Here is a 14768-nt window from a genome sequence, read left to right as displayed (position 1 = left end):
GTGGGTGGGGCGGGGGTTATAGAGGCGGTTGTGCAGTTTAGTGTAGGGGGGTAGAACTTCGTAGCGGTTCAGGCATGGTCCGATGTCGAGATGTACTCCGCGGTAATCACTTCGGGCAGTTTCTTGTGGAGCTCTTCGCCGAACATTATAGCTGCCCAGCGTGGCCGATGATGGATGCTTGCCTCCACTATCTCCCCTTTGTCATTATGGGTTAGGACCGTAACGCCTGAGAACTCTTTTCCGCCCAGCGCGACTGCTTTCCACTCAAGCCAGGTGCGCTTACCGTTGTTTGCCTCATCTACAAACTCGAGTTTCTCGTAGACTTTGCTGGCGGTGCTCATTACCGCTTGGACGTGTTCCCGTCCCACTACAGGTTTTGAAAGCGCGGAGGTATGGAGTACCACATCGACGGCGAATGTCATGCCAAAGCTTTTCTCCGACTTTTCAGCAAAGGCACCGGTCCAGCCTTTCTTCGTGACTACGCGCTGCTGGGACTCGATATTTGACTTGGCCGACGCCCAAGTCGCTTCAAGGACGAGTGTCAATTCGTTGGGGATGATGATTGGTTGCTTTCGACGGGAGCAGTGCTTGATAGTGGTCATGGTATTGTCTCCGTATAGTGGTTTGAAGAGTGGCAAATCTGCGACAGACTAGGCCCGCATTGCAGTCCGATAGGTGCCCGGTGTTGCAGTGAGATTCCTTTGAAACATGCGCGTCATATGACTCTGGTCGGAAAATCCGGCTTTGAATGCGATGTCCTTGAGTGGGAGGGCGGTTCTGGAGAGCTGATTCTTGGCGCAGGCGAGACGACGCTCGATTACGTAGCAGTGCGGCGGCGTCCCGAAGCTTCGCTTGAACTGCCGGAGAAAATGCGATGCACTCACCCGTGCCACTCCCGCCAACTCCCGGAGGGGAAGCGGCTTGTCGATGTTGAGTTCGATGTATTCAGCGACCAACTTGGCTTGCAGCGGGGATAGCTCAGTGGGCAACCGATTTTCGCGAAACTCGACGTCCGCATATTTTCGCAGGATATGTATACACAGCTGCGTCGTGACCGCGTGTACGAACAAGCGACCGCCCGGGCGGTCTGCCTTTGCTTCCTCCGCGAGTGCCATGATACCGCCGAACAGGGCGGGGTCGTCGGTTTTGAGGACGTCCCGAAGGCGCACATCGGCGATGTCCCGGTCGAACACTTCCGCTGAGATCGCTGCCAGGGCGTCCTGGGCGATATAGAGATGGATGACCCCGATATCGCTGGCCCAATGCCAGCGAGATTCCTCCGCACGGCTCAGAAGCGAGACATTGCCCGGAACGAGGAACTCGCGTGTCCATTGGCCGTTGACCTTCCGGTCCATCGATGTGGAGCCCTCACGATACGCGATGAGCAGAAAATCCCGCATTGCGGGAACGAAGACTTCTGACGGCGCGTACTCGTAAGCGCGGATAAGCACATTGCACCAGCCGAGTTGATCACTGGCGAGCACAATCTTGCCAGGTACCCAGCGGGGCAGATCTTCGGGGTGCAAGAGCTCAGCCATGATTCGTGTCCCGAGGAAAGTCAGAATGCAGGGCTCTTTCGCACGAGCCCCTACGTACGCTCGTTCGCGTCTGGTCCAGACGAAGCCGAAGCATCCGGTTGGTAGAAGTAACTCCGGTCCACCTTGCCGATCAGCCGGTCGCCAAGCTCGGCGGAGAACTTCAGCAGCATCGACAGGGGGCGGTGATGGATGCTCAGTTCGACAATCTTGCCCTTCTCGTCCATGGTCAGCACCGTGACCCCCGACAATTCCAGGCCGCTATAGGTGCGCGCCTCCCATTCCAGCCAGGTCCGCCTGTCGGTCTTCGCCTGATCCGTAACCACGAGGCGTTCATAGTCCGCGCTGGCGGCTGCCATTACGGTCCTGACAAGGTCGCGGCCGACAATTGGCCTGACGAGCGCGCTCGCGATGAAGCGCACATCCGGGGCAAGGGCTGCTTCGAATGCACTTGCGGTATTCTTGGTGAATGCCTCGATCCAGGGCTGCTCCTGTACGGTTCCACGAATTTCGATTGCCATGTTGTTTTCCTCCTCTGGGAATGGAACTGCCTGCCGGTCGATTATCGTTACGCTGCCCCGGTGAGGTCAGCAATGAAGTCGGTCAGCAGTGCGGTAACCGCCGACGGTCGCTCTACGTGAGGCCAGTGCCCTACCTCGGGGATCAGGACCGTCGAAGCTTTGCGGAACCTGGGGCTGACCATTCCTTCGATCAACGCCGGCGTGATGAAGGCATCCTCCGCCCCTCCGGCAATCAGTACCGGGCCCTCGAACCTGCTCCTGCCGGCTCCCGATGGATCACCGGCGCTCCATGCATCGAAGAGTGCGCGGACCGTCTCGCCCCGGACCTTCATGCCGACACCGACGAGTTTGTCGATGACACTTGCCGCGTAGCTACCCGCGAATTGCCGGCGGAGTTGACGCTGTGCCTCGGCGTCACCCCCAAGAGAACGCATCTGTGCCGCGATGTCGTCCGGCATAGCGAGACCACCCAGGGGGACCGGCGTGAGCAGCATCATGGCGCTGACTTGCCCTGGCAGTGCCGCGGCGACCATCTCAGCGATCTGGGCACCCATACTATGCCCGACCAGCACCACCGGTCCCGAAATGTTCACAAGTGCCGACACGACGTCTTCGGCAAGGCGCGCCAGCGTGAACGGTGCGGGAGCGGCTGCGTGTGTGCCCATGCCCCTGAGATCCGGTGCCACGCAGGTGACGCCGACCTCTGTGAGGCGATCCATCACGGGTTGCCAAAGCCCGCCCTCATCCAGGAATCCGTGGATGAAGACTGCCGACACATCGCGGATCTTCCCCGCGGAAGCGGCGTCTGCGGCGGGAGAAAGCGTTGTGTTTCCAGTAGCTTCCGGTTTCGTTGCCATAGTCCCTCCTTCAATTCTGTGATAGGAGTCGTTGCGTTAGCCGCCGACGGGTGACACAATAGGTGCACATTCACCTAAATGTCAACGTGGAGTGGATCGATGACTACTAGCAGAATAGATGTTTCGTTTCCGGCCGATGGTGACATCACTATCGCGGGGTGGCTTTTCCTCCCGGACGGACCGGGTCCGCATCCCGCCATCACGATGGCGCATGGCTATGCTGGCACTCGGCACCACGGCCTCGAGCGTTTCGCCCGGGCCTTTGCTGAAGCGGGATTCGTCGTGCTCCTGCACGATCACCGGAACTTCGGTGAGAGTGGTGGCCAGCCGCGTGGCGATGTCGACCCGTGGCGACAGATTGCGGATTGGCGCCGGGCCATTTCGTATCTGGAATCCCGACCGGAAGTGGATACGTCACGGATCGGCCTATGGGGGACGAGTTACGCCGGGGGGCACGCCATCGTTCTGGGTGCGACGGACAGACGGCTGCGATGCATCGTCGCGCAGGTGCCCACGATCAGCGGTTACGAGCAAGGCCTGCGGCGCATCTCGCCGGATGCCGTCGCCGCGTTGGAAGAAGCCCTCGCAAACGATGAGCGGGCACAACTGCGCGGAGAACCACCACGCCAGGCGATTGTCAGCGACGATCCCGCGGTTCCCGCCGCTTACCGCTCGCGGGAATCGATCGACTTTTATCTACAGCCCATCCCGGAAGGCATCTGGGACAACGAGGTGACGGTGCGTTCAATTCGCGCCGCGCGCATGTATGAGCCAGGAGCGTGGATTTCACGCGTGTCGCCGACGCCGCTGATGATGATCGTCGCCGGGGAAGACCGCGTCACGCTGACCGACCTCGAGCTTGCCGCGTATGAGCGTGCGCTTGAGCCCAAGCAGCTCGTGCTGGTTCCTGGCGGGCACTTCGATCCCTACCTTGGCCAATTCGAACTTGCGAGCCGTGCCGCGACCGAGTGGTTCGGCAAGCACCTTTCCCAATAAGTCTTTCGGAGGACATGACCATGAACCACCTCAAATTCGATATTGACGGTGCTGTCGCGATGATTACGCTGACCAACCCGCCGCAGAACCGGCTCGGCATACAGATGCTTGGCGAACTCGAAGCTGCGGTCGACACCATCTCCAACAGCGGCGTGAGGGCTTTACTGATCCGTGCGGACGGACCGGATTTCTCCTATGGGGGCGACATCACGCCTTGGGCCGGCATGAAAATGGCGAGTCTGCGCGCCCTGTTTCAGCGCTATATGGCCGTCTTCAATCGGATCGAAAGCCTGCCCATCCCGACCGTCGCCGCCGTCCGCGGGACCTGTTTCGGCGGCGGTTTCGAGTTGGTCCTGCGCTGCGACATCATCGTCGCGGCGAACTCCGCCAGGTTCGCCCATCCCGAGCAGTCCTTGGGGATCACTACGCTCGTGGGCGGCGTATATCGCGTTGCCGAGCGAGCGGGGCGCTCGTTCGCGGCCGAGCTTGCATTCACGTCCGATCCGGTCTCTGCGGAAACGCTGCATCGACGTGGCGTCGTAAATCATCTCGTGGCAGAGGATGCACTGGACCAGGAAGCCGCCGCACTGATCCGGCGGCTTGCAAACGGTCCGACGCGCGCTCACGCGGCCCATAAGGCGATGCTGCGTCTTTGGTCATTGGGCGGCGTGCAGGCGGCGGATGAGGCGATCTTCGATATCCAGATGCCCCTGTTCGACACCGAGGACGCAAAACGTGGCCTGCATTCCGCGCAGGATGCGTTGTCCCGGGGCGTCAAGCGACCGGTACTCGATTTCGAAGGCTGTTAAGTCCGGAGGTCTTCCGGGATGGCTCGCCGCGCTGGGTGTGCCCCGCACGTCCGGCGCGCTGGCCGTAATCCGTCGTTCACTCAGCGGAAAGTTGGATGTCCGTGACTTCGGACATCAACTCGCGCATCGCGCGCGCCCTGGTCTGCCCGAACTGTGACTCAAACTGCGCCTGGGCCTTCGCCCATGCAGCCTCTCCTTGATGAACGCGCGCAACCCCGGTCTTCGTGAGACTCACGATGCGGGAACGCCGGTCTTCAGGATCGACTTCGATCGCCACCAGTCCGTCGCGTTGCAGCGGTTTCACGTTGTGAGTCACGGTCGTCCGGTCCATCACCATGGCATCTGCCAGAGCATTGATGGTCATTCGACGATGCGCCGAAAGGGCCCGAAGAATGATGTATTGGGTCCCGCGCAAGTCAACTTCGGCAAGACACGCATCGTAGAAGCGAGTCATGTGCCGCGCCGCCTTCCGGATCGCGGTGCAGTTGCACAGGGTGGGCTGTGAAGAAACATTGATTGCCATAGTGATATCCGCTCGTTCTAAAATAGGCGCATACGCACATATTAGCATTTTTCTGGCAGTCCGCTCCACCGAGTGTATCGCCGCGAAATCGGCCCCGGTGCCGGCCGCACGTTTTGACGGTAGCACACTCCTTTGGATGCTCGCCGTGCAGATCGACACGTCGCCTTTGGCTACGCACTCGGTGCACTGACGTGCTTCTTGTCCTTCAAGGCGGGACCCTCCGACAAGACCGACCGTCTGACTTCTTTGTTCAAAGTCCCGGGTGATTCCGTTCAATACCGGGCGGCCTGAACCGCACAAGCTCTGCGAACGCGCTCGGCATTCCGGGCCATGGCCTGACAGGAAAAGGAAAAACGATGATTGCCTACGAACTGGAACACTTGTTCACATACTCTGCCACTCTGAAACCGGTCGAAGTCGTCGGCGAGGTGCCGGAGGGATTTCGCGTCAACTATTGGGTCACCGGCGGTGAGGTGAAGGGACCCAGGCTGAATGGCAAGTTGCTGCCGGTGGGTGCCGACTGGCTGACCATCAGGCGGGACGGCGTGGCCGCGCTCGACGTGCGGATTTCCATCCGCACCGACGACGACGTATTGATTGATGTTGTCTATCCCGGGCTTGGCGACCTGGGGCCAGACCGATACGAGCGGATTATTCGTGGAGAGTCCCCGTCTCGTCTGAAACTGTGCACGACCCCGCGTTTCCGAACCGCCCACCCCGACTATGCATGGATGCACCGTAACGTGTGCATCGGTATAGGGGAAGTCGATTTCGTGCGTGCGGAAGTCATCTACGACGTTTATGCCATTCGTTAGGGCCTGACCGCGATTACCAGATACATCGGGTCGAGAATTTGCGGTTGCGCGCTGATCGCCGACCGACCTGCGCGGCGGCTGGCTGAATCAGCCGGGCGTGAAGTGGAAGCCCAACAAGACCTTCCAGCTCGACGTCTACGGCAACGTGCTGCGCAGCGACGGCGGGAACGACGACTTCGGCGCCTACCTGAAATCGGCGAACGAAGTCTTCATGCGCGGCGCCTTCTACTTCTGATGAGCTCATGCAGGAGATGACGATGAATTCCTGATACAGCCTGGAGGGGGGCTCGTCACGGGCGGCGCACGCGGACTCGGCACCGAGATGGTGAGGGCACTGGCGCGGAGCGGCGCGCGCGTGATGGTCACCGACATCCTGGAAGACGCGGGGCGGGCGAGCACGACGTCAACCGACGAAGCGGACTGGGAGCGCGCACTCGCGGCCACGGTCGGCCACAGGGGCCGGCTCGACGTCGTCGTGAACAACGCCGGCATCGAGACTGCGGCACTGCGCGTCGATTGCGAGCTCGCCGACTTCCGCCGCGTGATGGCGGCGAATGCGGGCGGCTGCTTTCTCGGCACGAAGTGGGCGATGTGGCCGGGCGGGATGGCGGGTCAGGTGGCGCCGTCATCAACCTGTCCTCAGTCGCCTGCCTTGTCGGCGTCGTCGGACTCGGTGCCTACTGCGCGGCGAAGGGCGCTGTGCAGTTGCTCACCAAGTCGGCGGCGCTTGAATCGGCGCGCCTCGGCTACGGCATGAGGGTCAATTCGATCCATCCGGCCCAAAGAACCGCGCTCTTTTGTTCAAACCTGGGGCGCGGTACCCGCGAACTCCTCAATCCTACACAGAGAGTTCTCATGCAAAAACGTGCAGTGATCGTGGGTTGGTCCCACACCCCCTTCGGCAAGCTGGGTTTGCCAGATGTCGAGAGTGTCATCGCCAGTGTGTCCCGTCCGGTGCTCGATCATGCCGGTGTCGCACCTCAGGACGTCGACTTCGTTGCTGTTGGCGTTTTTAACAACGGTCTGACGCCGCAGGGCTTCGAGGGAGGATTGGTGTCGCTGGGTGAGCCCGGCCTGCGCTTCACCCCAGCGGTGCACGTCGAGAACGCCTGCACCACCGGCACGGCCGCTCTCCACACAACGCTGGATTTCGTCGAAAGCGGGCGTGGACGGATCGCATTGGTGATTGGCGCCGAGAAGATGACGTCATTGCCCTCGCAGCATCTTCCGAGCGTCCTGCTGAGTGGCTGCTACCGCAAAGAGGAATCAAATCCTCTGGGGTTTGCGGGCCTCTTTGGTCAGATCGCCGAAACCTACTTCCAGCGCCATGGAGATCACAGAGAAGAGTTGGCCATGATCGCCGCGAAGAATCACGCAAACGCCGTGCACAACCCTTATGCGCACGTCCGTAGAGCGTTCGACCTGGAGTTCTGCAATACGGTGTCGGAGTTCAACCCACTGGTGGCAGGGCCGCTGCGGCGTACAGGGCGTACAGATTGCTCGATGGTGTCTGATGGCGCAGATGCGCTGGTCATTGCTGACGAGGAGACGGCAGCAACTCTGAATCGCGCCATCCGCTTCCGCGCGCGCACCCAAGTCAACGCCTTCCTGCCGCTGTCGCGACCCGATCCGCTCCGATTGCCTTTGGGGGAGCACGCGTGGCCTGGGAAAACGCGTGGGCCGAAGCGGGCGTGTCGCTCGAGGACCTGGACTTTGTCGAGACGCACGACTGCTTCACCATCGCCGAAATGATCGAGTATGTATATCTCGGACGGCTCCAACATCTAACTGCGAGAAATCGAAGAGAAAATTCTGACGCACGAGTCGATTAGTGAAGTGGCGATCGTCGGCGTGCCTGATCCGAAGTAGGGCGAAGTTGGTGTGGCGGTGTGCGTGTTGCGCAATGGAGCGCAGCTGGACGAGACAGCGATCCTGGATTGGATGGCAAGTCGGGTGGAGCGTTACAAGTTTCCGAAACGCGTGTTCTTCTGGGACGCGCTGCCAAAGTCGGGCTATGAAGGTGCCGAAGGCATTGGTGAAGGAGGAGTTCGCCGCCGCGGCCTGCTGACTTCTACTGGTGGGCTAGATGCGCGGCATTAAGCATCCAGGCCCGGTGGGTCCAATACGTGTGCAATGTGCTGCGGCGACCTTGCGTGCTGTTGATGTCGAACTGCCGCGAGGCGTAACTCAGCTCCAGGGCTTGGCCGATGCCGTTCGGTTGCATGGGGCTTCCAGTGCAGTATTCTCGTTTCGAGCGGGAACCCTGACACCAATGGTCTTCGTCATGCCTGCGCTATCCGATTCTCAAAGGCACGTGGCCTATTTCAGCGAGCGTTTTCAAGCGACCGGCGCGGCACGCCTCGAGGCCGGTGCATTACCTACAGTCTGCGTGACGGTGAACCTTCGCTGCATTGTCACGCGACTTGGATCGAAGCGGATGGTCGCCGCCGGAGCGGGCATCTACTTGCGGCGGAATCGCAGGTCGAGGTCTCTGTGCAGCTGGAGGCATGGATGCTCTACGGTGCCGGCTTCAAGGTTGCGCCGGATGCGGAGACGAATTTCAGCTTGCTTCAGGTGTCAGCCGATGCCGCTCAACTTGGCAGTACCAATGCCCTCGTCGTGAAAGTGGGGCCAATGAGCATCTTTGTTTGACGCTGGAAGCGTTATGCGCCGAATGCAACATTCGGTCCGCCCGCATTCGTGGTGGCGTCGGCAGCCTCATCGGTGCTGTCTTCGATGATGGCCGCACGGTGGAAGCGTTCGTCACGGAGGTCTTCATTCGTCCCGGCACCATCGCTCCGGGGGCCGATGGCACTCCGCGCGCCGACCCCGACATCGGGCTGGTTGCCCACAACGGCGAAACCGCCGAAGGGCGACTGAAGCGAGGGGAGAATCAGGTGCTTATTACATTCGAGCTGGTGATCGAAGTGCAGGAAGAGGCGCTAGCCGCAGGGAGCCAATCATGACGATTTATGCGCTGGATGATGTGCCTCAGTTGGACGAAGGTGCTTACGTGGCCGATCACGCCACGATCATCGAAAAGGTGCACCTCGGCAAGGGGGCGAGCGTCTGCGTGCGGCTCGCGACCGCGCTCGGCGGCGATTGGGAGCACCGCATCAAGGTCGAGCGCCGCCTGCCTCCCGGCCCTCTCTTCGATACGGCGCTCTGCCTTGGCGGCGCTAACGCCACACAGCCCGAGGATGTCGGCGGCGTACACGGCTACACCGACTCCGTCGCGGCAATGGCCCATCCTGATCGCCACGACATTCTCGAATGGTACGGTCGGCCATTCGATCCCACCGCCTTCGACATCGCCGCGGCCGACATGCGACTCCACCGGATCAAGGTCTGAGCGTCAAGACGGTCATGTCAGGGATAGCAGCGCCTTGACCACCGCCTGCGGCTGGGAGAAGAACGGCGAATGGCTGCTGTTGATGGGCACGACATTGGTTTTGTTGGAGGGCGAAAATGCATCGGCCTGGGCAATCATCAGATCCTGGCATGCGGGGGGGATGGCCTTGTCGTTGGCACAACGCAGATAAGTGCGCGGCACGGCTCCCCACCCGGTCGTGGTGACATGTATCTTCGTTTCTGGCGATATCGGCACATCGGGGGTCAGCAGATTTGTGGCCGCGCGGCGGGTCACGGCATCGACATCCCCATAAAATGTGTCTTGCATTTGCTGAACATAGGCGGCGCTGGATGAATCGGGATCCAGACGGAGAGCCCCTATCGCAGCCGGGTCGGCCAACAAGAGTGACGGCAACAGGCTACTCGCGAAAGTCGGGTCCTGGAAATAGTTGGTGATAGGGGTGTTGTCCGTAGGCATGAATCCCGAGATGTAAACCACGTGGTGAATCTTGTCCCGCCCCAGCGCCTCGGCCACCGCTTGCGCGACAATTCCGCCCATGCTGTGCCCCACCAGCACTGGAGCTGGCTGTCCTGCCGCCAGCAAGCCGTTGACGATGTCCACGACTTGCCTGGAGTAGTCGGCCAACGTGATTGTCGCCAGAGGTGACGGTTCAGTGTTGAACGAGATATCGCGGGGATGCACAGAATATGATGCCGGAAACAATGCATTCAATCCGTGGCCGGGAAGGTCGCGCGCGGTGACGGGATGGCCGGCTGCGCTCAGCAGTGCGGCAATCTGCTCGAAGCACCAGGCGCCATGCCACGCTCCATGCACGAGCACAAGTGGCCGCTTGAATTGACTGGAAGCCGCCTGACTTCCGCCGTAAGCCGCAACCGCCAGGACGTCGGTTGCGGCGGTGGTCGATAGCGGGACATCTCTACGTGTAACCATGGTTTTGTCTCCTATTTCGTTCTAATAATGTGCATGTAGAGCGAACGTGCATGCTTCGTTGAAAATCCCGATTGTCAGGATTTCGGGTGCTACCATGATTCAGCATATGGACGGACGTCGGCGTTAAAGGACCATGCCGAACGCTCCTGATGGGCGAGGTGCCACACTTCGTCGGCGATCCCGCGAGGAACTGGCGATCAATGTAACGGGCAGCATCCGCTCGGAGCGCGTCATTGAGGTCTTGAGCCGCTTGATAAGTGAGCGCGGAGCGCCGAAGGCATTGCGCTCGGACAACGGGCCTGAGTTCGTCTCCTCTCAGTTGCTGCAGTGGGCCACCGACGAGTGCCTGTCCATGGAATACTTTCGCAACCGCCTCGAGACTCGTGTCGTGATCGAGCAGTGGCGCCGTCATAACAACGAAGTGCGGCCGCATTCCGCGCTGGGCTACCTGACCCAAGCGCAGAATGAGCACCTCACTATTTTTTATTAAGCTTTTGATTTGGACCCGATATCATGCTCAATAAGGTGATGTCCTATCTATTTTAGTCAAGGCACTACCTAGCGATGCATTCTTGGCATTTGATTGCAACGGCGAGTCAGCGTCATTTAAATCAGGTCAGTTCCGCGATACCATATCGTTCTAACCAATGCCCATATGGTGGCGGCAAAATCCATGGGCGTGCATCGCGACCTAATTTGCGGCTGGCGAAATCCGGCCAGTGCGGATTCTGCAACATCGCCCGACCAATCATTACGAGATCGACTCGATCGTCTCGGATGGCGCCATCAGCCAACTCTGGTGTAGCGAGGTTCCACGCGGTTGAAGTCGGAATCTGAATCTCTCGTCGCACCTTCTCGGCATAGGGCACGAGGAAGCCAGGACCCCATGGAATCCTGTTGTCGTACGTCGAGAATCCGAAGCTCACGTCGATCATATCAAGCCCCTCTGTCTTAAAGCGACCGACCAGTTCAATCGCCTCGGACAGGGTCTCGTCATCGTGACCATCGAACTCGACGACGCCCAAGCGAACCGTGAGCGGATATTTCTCAGGCCACACAGCCCGAACAGCAGCCAGAGTCTCAATCAGGAAGCGGCCACGGTTCTCCAGGTTGCCTCCATAGGAGTCGTTGCGCTTGTTGGAGTAATGGGAAAGGAAGTTCTGTCCGAGATAGCCGTGCCCGAAATGCAGATTGAGCCATTTGAAGCCGACATTGAGCGCGCGCTTTGCACCCTCGACAAAATCTTTCTGAACCTTCGCAATGTCATCTGTGGTCATTTCCCGTGGAACACGACTAAGGTGGTGACCGAAAGCAACAGCAGATGGTGCAATAGGCTGCCAGCCTCGCACGTCATCCTCTGGGATGTGGTTATCTCCCTCCCAAGGAACATTGGCGCTGGCCTTGCGGCCGGCATGAGCTAATTGAATGCCAGGGACGGAACCTGCGGCTTCGATGGATCGCACGATTGGTTCGAACTTTTCGGCATGCGCATCCGTCCAAATGCCTGTACAGCCGGGCGTGATCCGACCTTCCGGCGAGACGGCCGTCGCCTCTACGATAGTGACGCCTGCCCCACCTCTAGCGAGACCTGCGTAGTGTATTAAATGCCAATCGTTGATATAGCCATCTATCGCCGAGTATTGACACATTGGCGACACCGCGATCCGGTTACGGAGCGTTATGCCCTTGATGTCAAAAGGACTGAAGAGATCAGGCATTTTTTTCTCCTATTATTATTATCATCTATGCTCGGTTTCCGAGCTCATGTGTTGATGAACATCGTCATCAGTTTTTCAAAATCATCGCAAGCACATCCACAGAATGGTGCGCGTATGCACTTATCCATGGGGAACACGTCCATGACGTGGCGTATCATTTGATCGTCGAACTGTGCCGCTGCAAACGCGCTGGCTGCATTCTGGGTGAATGCATCGGTCCAAGGCATCCTGGGTCTTCTGCTTGGCATCAGCCCCTGCAGAAGCAGTAGTGCTGTCAACAGCACGAGGATTCATTACCACAGGCCCGCTCTTCCATTTTGTCGAACATGCGTCGTAGCGTTTCGCAACGGCTGGTGCCAAAATAGGTGAACATACACATATTTGTCAACACGCCGTTTATCGGTAAACAATGGGATGGACGCCTCCACCCGACAACGGCATCAACGTGCCAGAGTGGCAGTGTCGCCAACCACTCGATCGCAAGGAGCGTCCGCAGATTACGACTGTTGGTATCGTCCTCGCCAAAAACAATCAGCCGCCGGCGAAGGGGAAGGGGCCGCCCCGCTTGGAGATTCATGCGGAACAGGGTAAGCCCATAGTGCCGCCGGCAACGACAGGCGAACTGCAAGGAACGCTGGGGGTAAAGGAATGCGGAGAAAGCGAATGCCCGGTTGTAACGGACGGGATACGGGCTGAAACATCGTCCGACGCGAAAGCGGGCAGTCTTCCGTTCGGTCATTCATGGCGAGAGAACTGTGACCAATCGTTATACGAGGGAATGCAGATGACGGCGATCGGTTTCTGGAGCAAAACCGATGGATTGGGATGTCCGGCGAAGGTCGCGTCATGCCGGATATATCGAGGAGGAAGCCTCGTTCGCCACGTCGGCGGGTACCCCGCAAGGGGGAATCATCTCGCCGGTGATCGCGAACATGGCGTTGGATGGGCTTGAGACAGCAGTTTGGGCAAGCGTGGGATCGTCCAAACTTTCCCGCAGCAAGGCCCAACTCAACGTCGCCCGCTATGCCGATGACTTTATTGTGACCGGCGTATCGAAAGATGTGCTCGAATTCAAAGTACTTCCGGCGGTCAGGCAGGTTGCCAGATGTGAGAGTCCATTGATGAGAAGCTCGCGTTCGCCGCGACGTAACGGTGATACATGGCCCATCCCCGAAGACCGGGTTCAGTTTCTGCATCAACGCCTCCTGCGTGACGCTCGCGTTGTTTTTGATAATTTCCCTGACCTTGTCGAGGAGCGCCTTAACTCTCTTCTTTGCCGGCTTGATCAGTAGCTTGCCGTTGTACTTGAGTTCCTGGGACTTTGCTACGAAGGGTCGGGCTGATGGCAGTACGAGCGGGTTTCGGCTCTTCCGTGCAATGACGATCCCGATAACGAGACACGTCAAGATCCGAGGACTGGCTAATCCATTTGATCCGGTGTGGACCACTTACTTCGGTCGTTCGCCCAGGAACGCTTCGGTCGGCTGGAGTCCTGCATCGATGAATGTTTTTTGGAATTATCAATAGCCAAGGGTTATCTGCGGGATATGAATAGCGAACTGCTTCTTTCGTCCAGATTACGTGCCTTGGTCGGGCGGTACGCGCCAGCTCGTTTGGACGACTGGTTCGAGCGTCTGCATCCAAATGAGCGGCAGACCCTCCGAAAGGGGGTATTGGCCTACGTGAAGGGGGCGCGCGGGAGCAGCTTGCTATCAGCGGGAGCACCGCCTGGAAGTGACTTCCGGCGAGTATCGTTGGTTTCTGGCGCGCTTCGGGATCACCCTTGATGAGCGTGGCAGGCCCAGTCATTTGCTGTGCGCACTGCGGGATATCGGCGCTGGCAAAGAGCAGTCAGCCATGCTGGATACCAGCATGCTCCGTTTCCAGCTCACCCTCGAAACTATCCACGATGCACTCTGGGATATGGAGGTCGTCGCTGGTGACCCGGTCAACCCGCCCAACAAAGTGTGGTGGTCTCCTCCATTTCTGCGCCTGCTGGGATTTGATGGGGGTGAGGGATTTCCCAGGGAGCTGAGCAGTTGGGCATCGCGTCTACACCCCGCTGACCAGCCACGCACTGTGAGCGCTTTTGCGGCCTACATGACCGATAACAAGGCCGACGCTCCTCTCGAATTGACCTACCGACTGAAACTCAAGAACGGAAATTACCACTGGTTTCGCGTTCGCGGGCTGGCGCAGCGGGATGCTGGCGGCACACCCCTGCGGGTGATGGGCTCGCTGGTTGAGATACAGAGCGAGCATGAGGAAAGCGAGCTGCGGCGAGAGCAGGTCCGAACCCTGGCTGTCCGCACCACCGAAGCAACTCAGCAGGCCGGGGCAATGATGAGCGGAGGCCAATAAGTCGAGGCCCGGTATGGTAGGTAGTTCCCCCCATCTACTACCTGCGCTGGGGGGGCGTCCAGGTTGTTTTGTGGCGCCATGATCGGCTTCACGGTGCCAAGGAGTCTGACTTCTCCTTGGGCAAGCTAGAAGCGGCCGGCAAGTGATTTCATTTTCGCCGGTCTGGCGGCCGGCGACGTCAATAAATATAAGTACAACAGGAATCAAGCTTATGAATACTCCCAATCTGCCCCCGCAGCAATGGCCTGCCGAGCCCAAGGTACAGTTCGGCCCCTGGACCTGCGAGCCGCCGCTGGACGAGGAGTCCGAAGCGTTCCGCCAAAGCCTGCG

General features: G+C 59.4%; 20 protein-coding genes and 3 pseudogenes. 14 read left to right on the top strand and 9 right to left on the bottom strand.

Annotated elements, in window-relative coordinates; genetic code table 11:
- Positions 1-68: 68 nt before the first annotated feature.
- The 4 genes from KGB28_RS28870 to KGB28_RS28855 are packed head-to-tail and all read right to left on the bottom strand — an operon-like array spanning position 69 to position 2913.
- A complete protein-coding gene (locus KGB28_RS28870) occupies positions 69-602 on the bottom strand; it encodes a hypothetical protein (RefSeq protein WP_223448922.1) in 534 nt (177 codons plus the stop codon).
- Between the two features lie 48 nt (positions 603-650).
- The gene (locus KGB28_RS28865; protein ID WP_223448921.1) at positions 651-1538 is read right to left on the bottom strand and encodes a helix-turn-helix transcriptional regulator; all 888 of its coding nucleotides are present in this window, start codon (positions 1536-1538) and stop codon (positions 651-653) included.
- A 50-nt stretch (positions 1539-1588) separates the two neighbouring features.
- Positions 1589-2056 (bottom strand): nuclear transport factor 2 family protein, encoded by a 468-nt coding sequence (locus KGB28_RS28860; RefSeq protein WP_223448920.1) that lies wholly within the window; start codon positions 2054-2056, stop codon positions 1589-1591.
- A gap of 47 nt (positions 2057-2103) precedes the next feature.
- Entirely contained in the window at positions 2104-2913 is an 810-nt protein-coding gene (locus tag KGB28_RS28855) for an alpha/beta fold hydrolase (protein ID WP_223448919.1), read from the bottom strand.
- Positions 2914-3012: 99 nt separating this feature from the next.
- On the opposite strand from KGB28_RS28855, the gene KGB28_RS28850 reads away from it, so the two are divergent.
- Both KGB28_RS28850 and KGB28_RS28845 read left to right on the top strand, forming a co-directional pair.
- A complete protein-coding gene (locus KGB28_RS28850) occupies positions 3013-3909 on the top strand; it encodes an alpha/beta hydrolase (RefSeq protein ID WP_223448918.1) in 897 nt (298 codons plus the stop codon).
- 20 nt (positions 3910-3929) lie between these two features.
- Positions 3930-4718, top strand: a complete 789-nt coding sequence (locus tag KGB28_RS28845) for an enoyl-CoA hydratase/isomerase family protein (RefSeq protein WP_223448917.1) — start codon at positions 3930-3932, stop codon at positions 4716-4718.
- 76 nt (positions 4719-4794) lie between these two features.
- On the opposite strand, the gene KGB28_RS28840 is transcribed toward KGB28_RS28845, so the two are convergent.
- Entirely contained in the window at positions 4795-5241 is a 447-nt protein-coding gene (locus KGB28_RS28840; protein WP_223448916.1) for a MarR family winged helix-turn-helix transcriptional regulator, read from the bottom strand.
- A 356-nt stretch (positions 5242-5597) separates the two neighbouring features.
- On the opposite strand from KGB28_RS28840, the gene KGB28_RS28835 reads away from it, so the two are divergent.
- The 9 genes and pseudogenes from KGB28_RS28835 (at position 5598) to KGB28_RS28800 (ending at position 9408) form a co-directional block, all read left to right on the top strand.
- Positions 5598-6056 (top strand): DUF3237 domain-containing protein, encoded by a 459-nt coding sequence (locus KGB28_RS28835; protein WP_223448915.1) that lies wholly within the window; start codon positions 5598-5600, stop codon positions 6054-6056.
- 97 nt (positions 6057-6153) lie between these two features.
- Entirely contained in the window at positions 6154-6291 is a 138-nt protein-coding gene (locus KGB28_RS28830) for a hypothetical protein (protein ID WP_223448914.1), read from the top strand.
- An 87-nt stretch (positions 6292-6378) separates the two neighbouring features.
- Entirely contained in the window at positions 6379-6813 is a 435-nt protein-coding gene (locus KGB28_RS31935) for an SDR family oxidoreductase (RefSeq protein WP_411740610.1), read from the top strand.
- Positions 6726-7448: pseudogene (locus tag KGB28_RS31930) on the top strand (hypothetical protein); the annotation flags it as partial. The gene KGB28_RS31935 and the pseudogene KGB28_RS31930, both read left to right, overlap by 88 nt.
- A 266-nt stretch (positions 7449-7714) precedes the next feature.
- Entirely contained in the window at positions 7715-7888 is a 174-nt protein-coding gene (locus tag KGB28_RS31925; RefSeq protein ID WP_411740609.1) for a thiolase C-terminal domain-containing protein, read from the top strand.
- Positions 7889-7937: 49 nt separating this feature from the next.
- Positions 7938-8156: a hypothetical protein gene (locus KGB28_RS28815; protein ID WP_317853325.1), complete on the top strand. Its 219-nt coding sequence runs from the start codon at positions 7938-7940 to the stop codon at positions 8154-8156.
- Between the two features lie 411 nt (positions 8157-8567).
- Positions 8568-8708 carry a hypothetical protein gene (locus KGB28_RS28810; RefSeq protein WP_223448912.1) on the top strand — a complete coding sequence of 47 codons (141 nt, stop codon included), beginning with the start codon at positions 8568-8570 and terminating at the stop codon, positions 8706-8708.
- On the top strand, positions 8705-9022 hold the full coding sequence (locus KGB28_RS28805; protein WP_223448911.1) for a hypothetical protein: 318 nt from the start codon (positions 8705-8707) through the stop codon (positions 9020-9022). Before KGB28_RS28810 ends, KGB28_RS28805 begins: the two co-directional genes overlap by 4 nt.
- Positions 9019-9408, top strand: a complete 390-nt coding sequence (locus KGB28_RS28800) for an IS1096 element passenger TnpR family protein (RefSeq protein WP_223448910.1) — start codon at positions 9019-9021, stop codon at positions 9406-9408. Before KGB28_RS28805 ends, KGB28_RS28800 begins: the two co-directional genes overlap by 4 nt.
- 12 nt (positions 9409-9420) lie before the next feature.
- On the opposite strand, the gene KGB28_RS28795 is transcribed toward KGB28_RS28800, so the two are convergent.
- Positions 9421-10359 (bottom strand): alpha/beta fold hydrolase, encoded by a 939-nt coding sequence (locus tag KGB28_RS28795; RefSeq protein ID WP_223448909.1) that lies wholly within the window; start codon positions 10357-10359, stop codon positions 9421-9423.
- A 178-nt stretch (positions 10360-10537) separates the two neighbouring features.
- Here KGB28_RS28795 and KGB28_RS28790 point away from each other — a divergent pair.
- Positions 10538-10849: pseudogene (locus tag KGB28_RS28790) on the top strand (integrase core domain-containing protein); the annotation flags it as partial.
- 121 nt (positions 10850-10970) lie between these two features.
- Here KGB28_RS28790 and KGB28_RS28785 read toward each other — a convergent pair.
- Both KGB28_RS28785 and KGB28_RS28780 read right to left on the bottom strand, forming a co-directional pair.
- Positions 10971-12077, bottom strand: a complete 1107-nt coding sequence (locus KGB28_RS28785; protein WP_223448908.1) for an NADH:flavin oxidoreductase/NADH oxidase — start codon at positions 12075-12077, stop codon at positions 10971-10973.
- A 44-nt stretch (positions 12078-12121) separates the two neighbouring features.
- Positions 12122-12304, bottom strand: a complete 183-nt coding sequence (locus tag KGB28_RS28780) for a hypothetical protein (protein ID WP_223448907.1) — start codon at positions 12302-12304, stop codon at positions 12122-12124.
- 588 nt (positions 12305-12892) lie between these two features.
- Between KGB28_RS28780 and KGB28_RS31920 the strand changes: the two are divergent.
- Positions 12893-13135: pseudogene (locus KGB28_RS31920) on the top strand (reverse transcriptase domain-containing protein); the annotation flags it as partial.
- Positions 13136-13166: 31 nt separating this feature from the next.
- Here the strand turns inward: KGB28_RS31920 and KGB28_RS31915 are convergent.
- Complete coding sequence (locus KGB28_RS31915) at positions 13167-13238, bottom strand: hypothetical protein (RefSeq protein WP_223448923.1); 72 nt, start codon at positions 13236-13238, stop codon at positions 13167-13169.
- Between the two features lie 573 nt (positions 13239-13811).
- On the opposite strand from KGB28_RS31915, the gene KGB28_RS28765 reads away from it, so the two are divergent.
- Entirely contained in the window at positions 13812-14438 is a 627-nt protein-coding gene (locus KGB28_RS28765; RefSeq protein WP_223448906.1) for a PAS domain-containing protein, read from the top strand.
- Positions 14439-14768 lie beyond the last annotated feature (330 nt).

The sequence above is a fragment of the Pseudomonas sp. BF-R-19 genome (genome assembly GCF_019956445.1).
In the GTDB taxonomy this organism is placed as follows: domain Bacteria; phylum Pseudomonadota; class Gammaproteobacteria; order Pseudomonadales; family Pseudomonadaceae; genus Aquipseudomonas; species Aquipseudomonas fluorescens_BH.
This window is presented reverse-complemented; position numbering and strand designations above follow the sequence as displayed.

Excerpts from the sequence above, each read along its gene's own strand:
- KGB28_RS28780 (WP_223448907.1), bottom strand. The coding sequence starts at position 12,304 with ATGCCTTGGACCGATGCATTCACCCAGAATGCAGCCAGCGCGTTTGCA.
- KGB28_RS31935 (WP_411740610.1), top strand. The coding sequence starts at position 6,379 with ATGGTGAGGGCACTGGCGCGGAGCGGCGCGCGCGTGATGGTCACCGAC.
- KGB28_RS28795 (WP_223448909.1), bottom strand. The coding sequence starts at position 10,359 with ATGGTTACACGTAGAGATGTCCCGCTATCGACCACCGCCGCAACCGAC.
- KGB28_RS28845 (WP_223448917.1), top strand. The coding sequence starts at position 3,930 with ATGAACCACCTCAAATTCGATATTGACGGTGCTGTCGCGATGATTACG.
- KGB28_RS28855 (WP_223448919.1), bottom strand. The coding sequence starts at position 2,913 with ATGGCAACGAAACCGGAAGCTACTGGAAACACAACGCTTTCTCCCGCC.
- KGB28_RS28810 (WP_223448912.1), top strand. The coding sequence starts at position 8,568 with ATGCTCTACGGTGCCGGCTTCAAGGTTGCGCCGGATGCGGAGACGAAT.
- KGB28_RS28865 (WP_223448921.1), bottom strand. The coding sequence starts at position 1,538 with ATGGCTGAGCTCTTGCACCCCGAAGATCTGCCCCGCTGGGTACCTGGC.
- KGB28_RS28800 (WP_223448910.1), top strand. The coding sequence starts at position 9,019 with ATGACGATTTATGCGCTGGATGATGTGCCTCAGTTGGACGAAGGTGCT.
- KGB28_RS28870 (WP_223448922.1), bottom strand. The coding sequence starts at position 602 with ATGACCACTATCAAGCACTGCTCCCGTCGAAAGCAACCAATCATCATC.
- KGB28_RS28860 (WP_223448920.1), bottom strand. The coding sequence starts at position 2,056 with ATGGCAATCGAAATTCGTGGAACCGTACAGGAGCAGCCCTGGATCGAG.
- KGB28_RS28850 (WP_223448918.1), top strand. The coding sequence starts at position 3,013 with ATGACTACTAGCAGAATAGATGTTTCGTTTCCGGCCGATGGTGACATC.
- KGB28_RS28840 (WP_223448916.1), bottom strand. The coding sequence starts at position 5,241 with ATGGCAATCAATGTTTCTTCACAGCCCACCCTGTGCAACTGCACCGCG.
- KGB28_RS28785 (WP_223448908.1), bottom strand. The coding sequence starts at position 12,077 with ATGCCTGATCTCTTCAGTCCTTTTGACATCAAGGGCATAACGCTCCGT.
- KGB28_RS28835 (WP_223448915.1), top strand. The coding sequence starts at position 5,598 with ATGATTGCCTACGAACTGGAACACTTGTTCACATACTCTGCCACTCTG.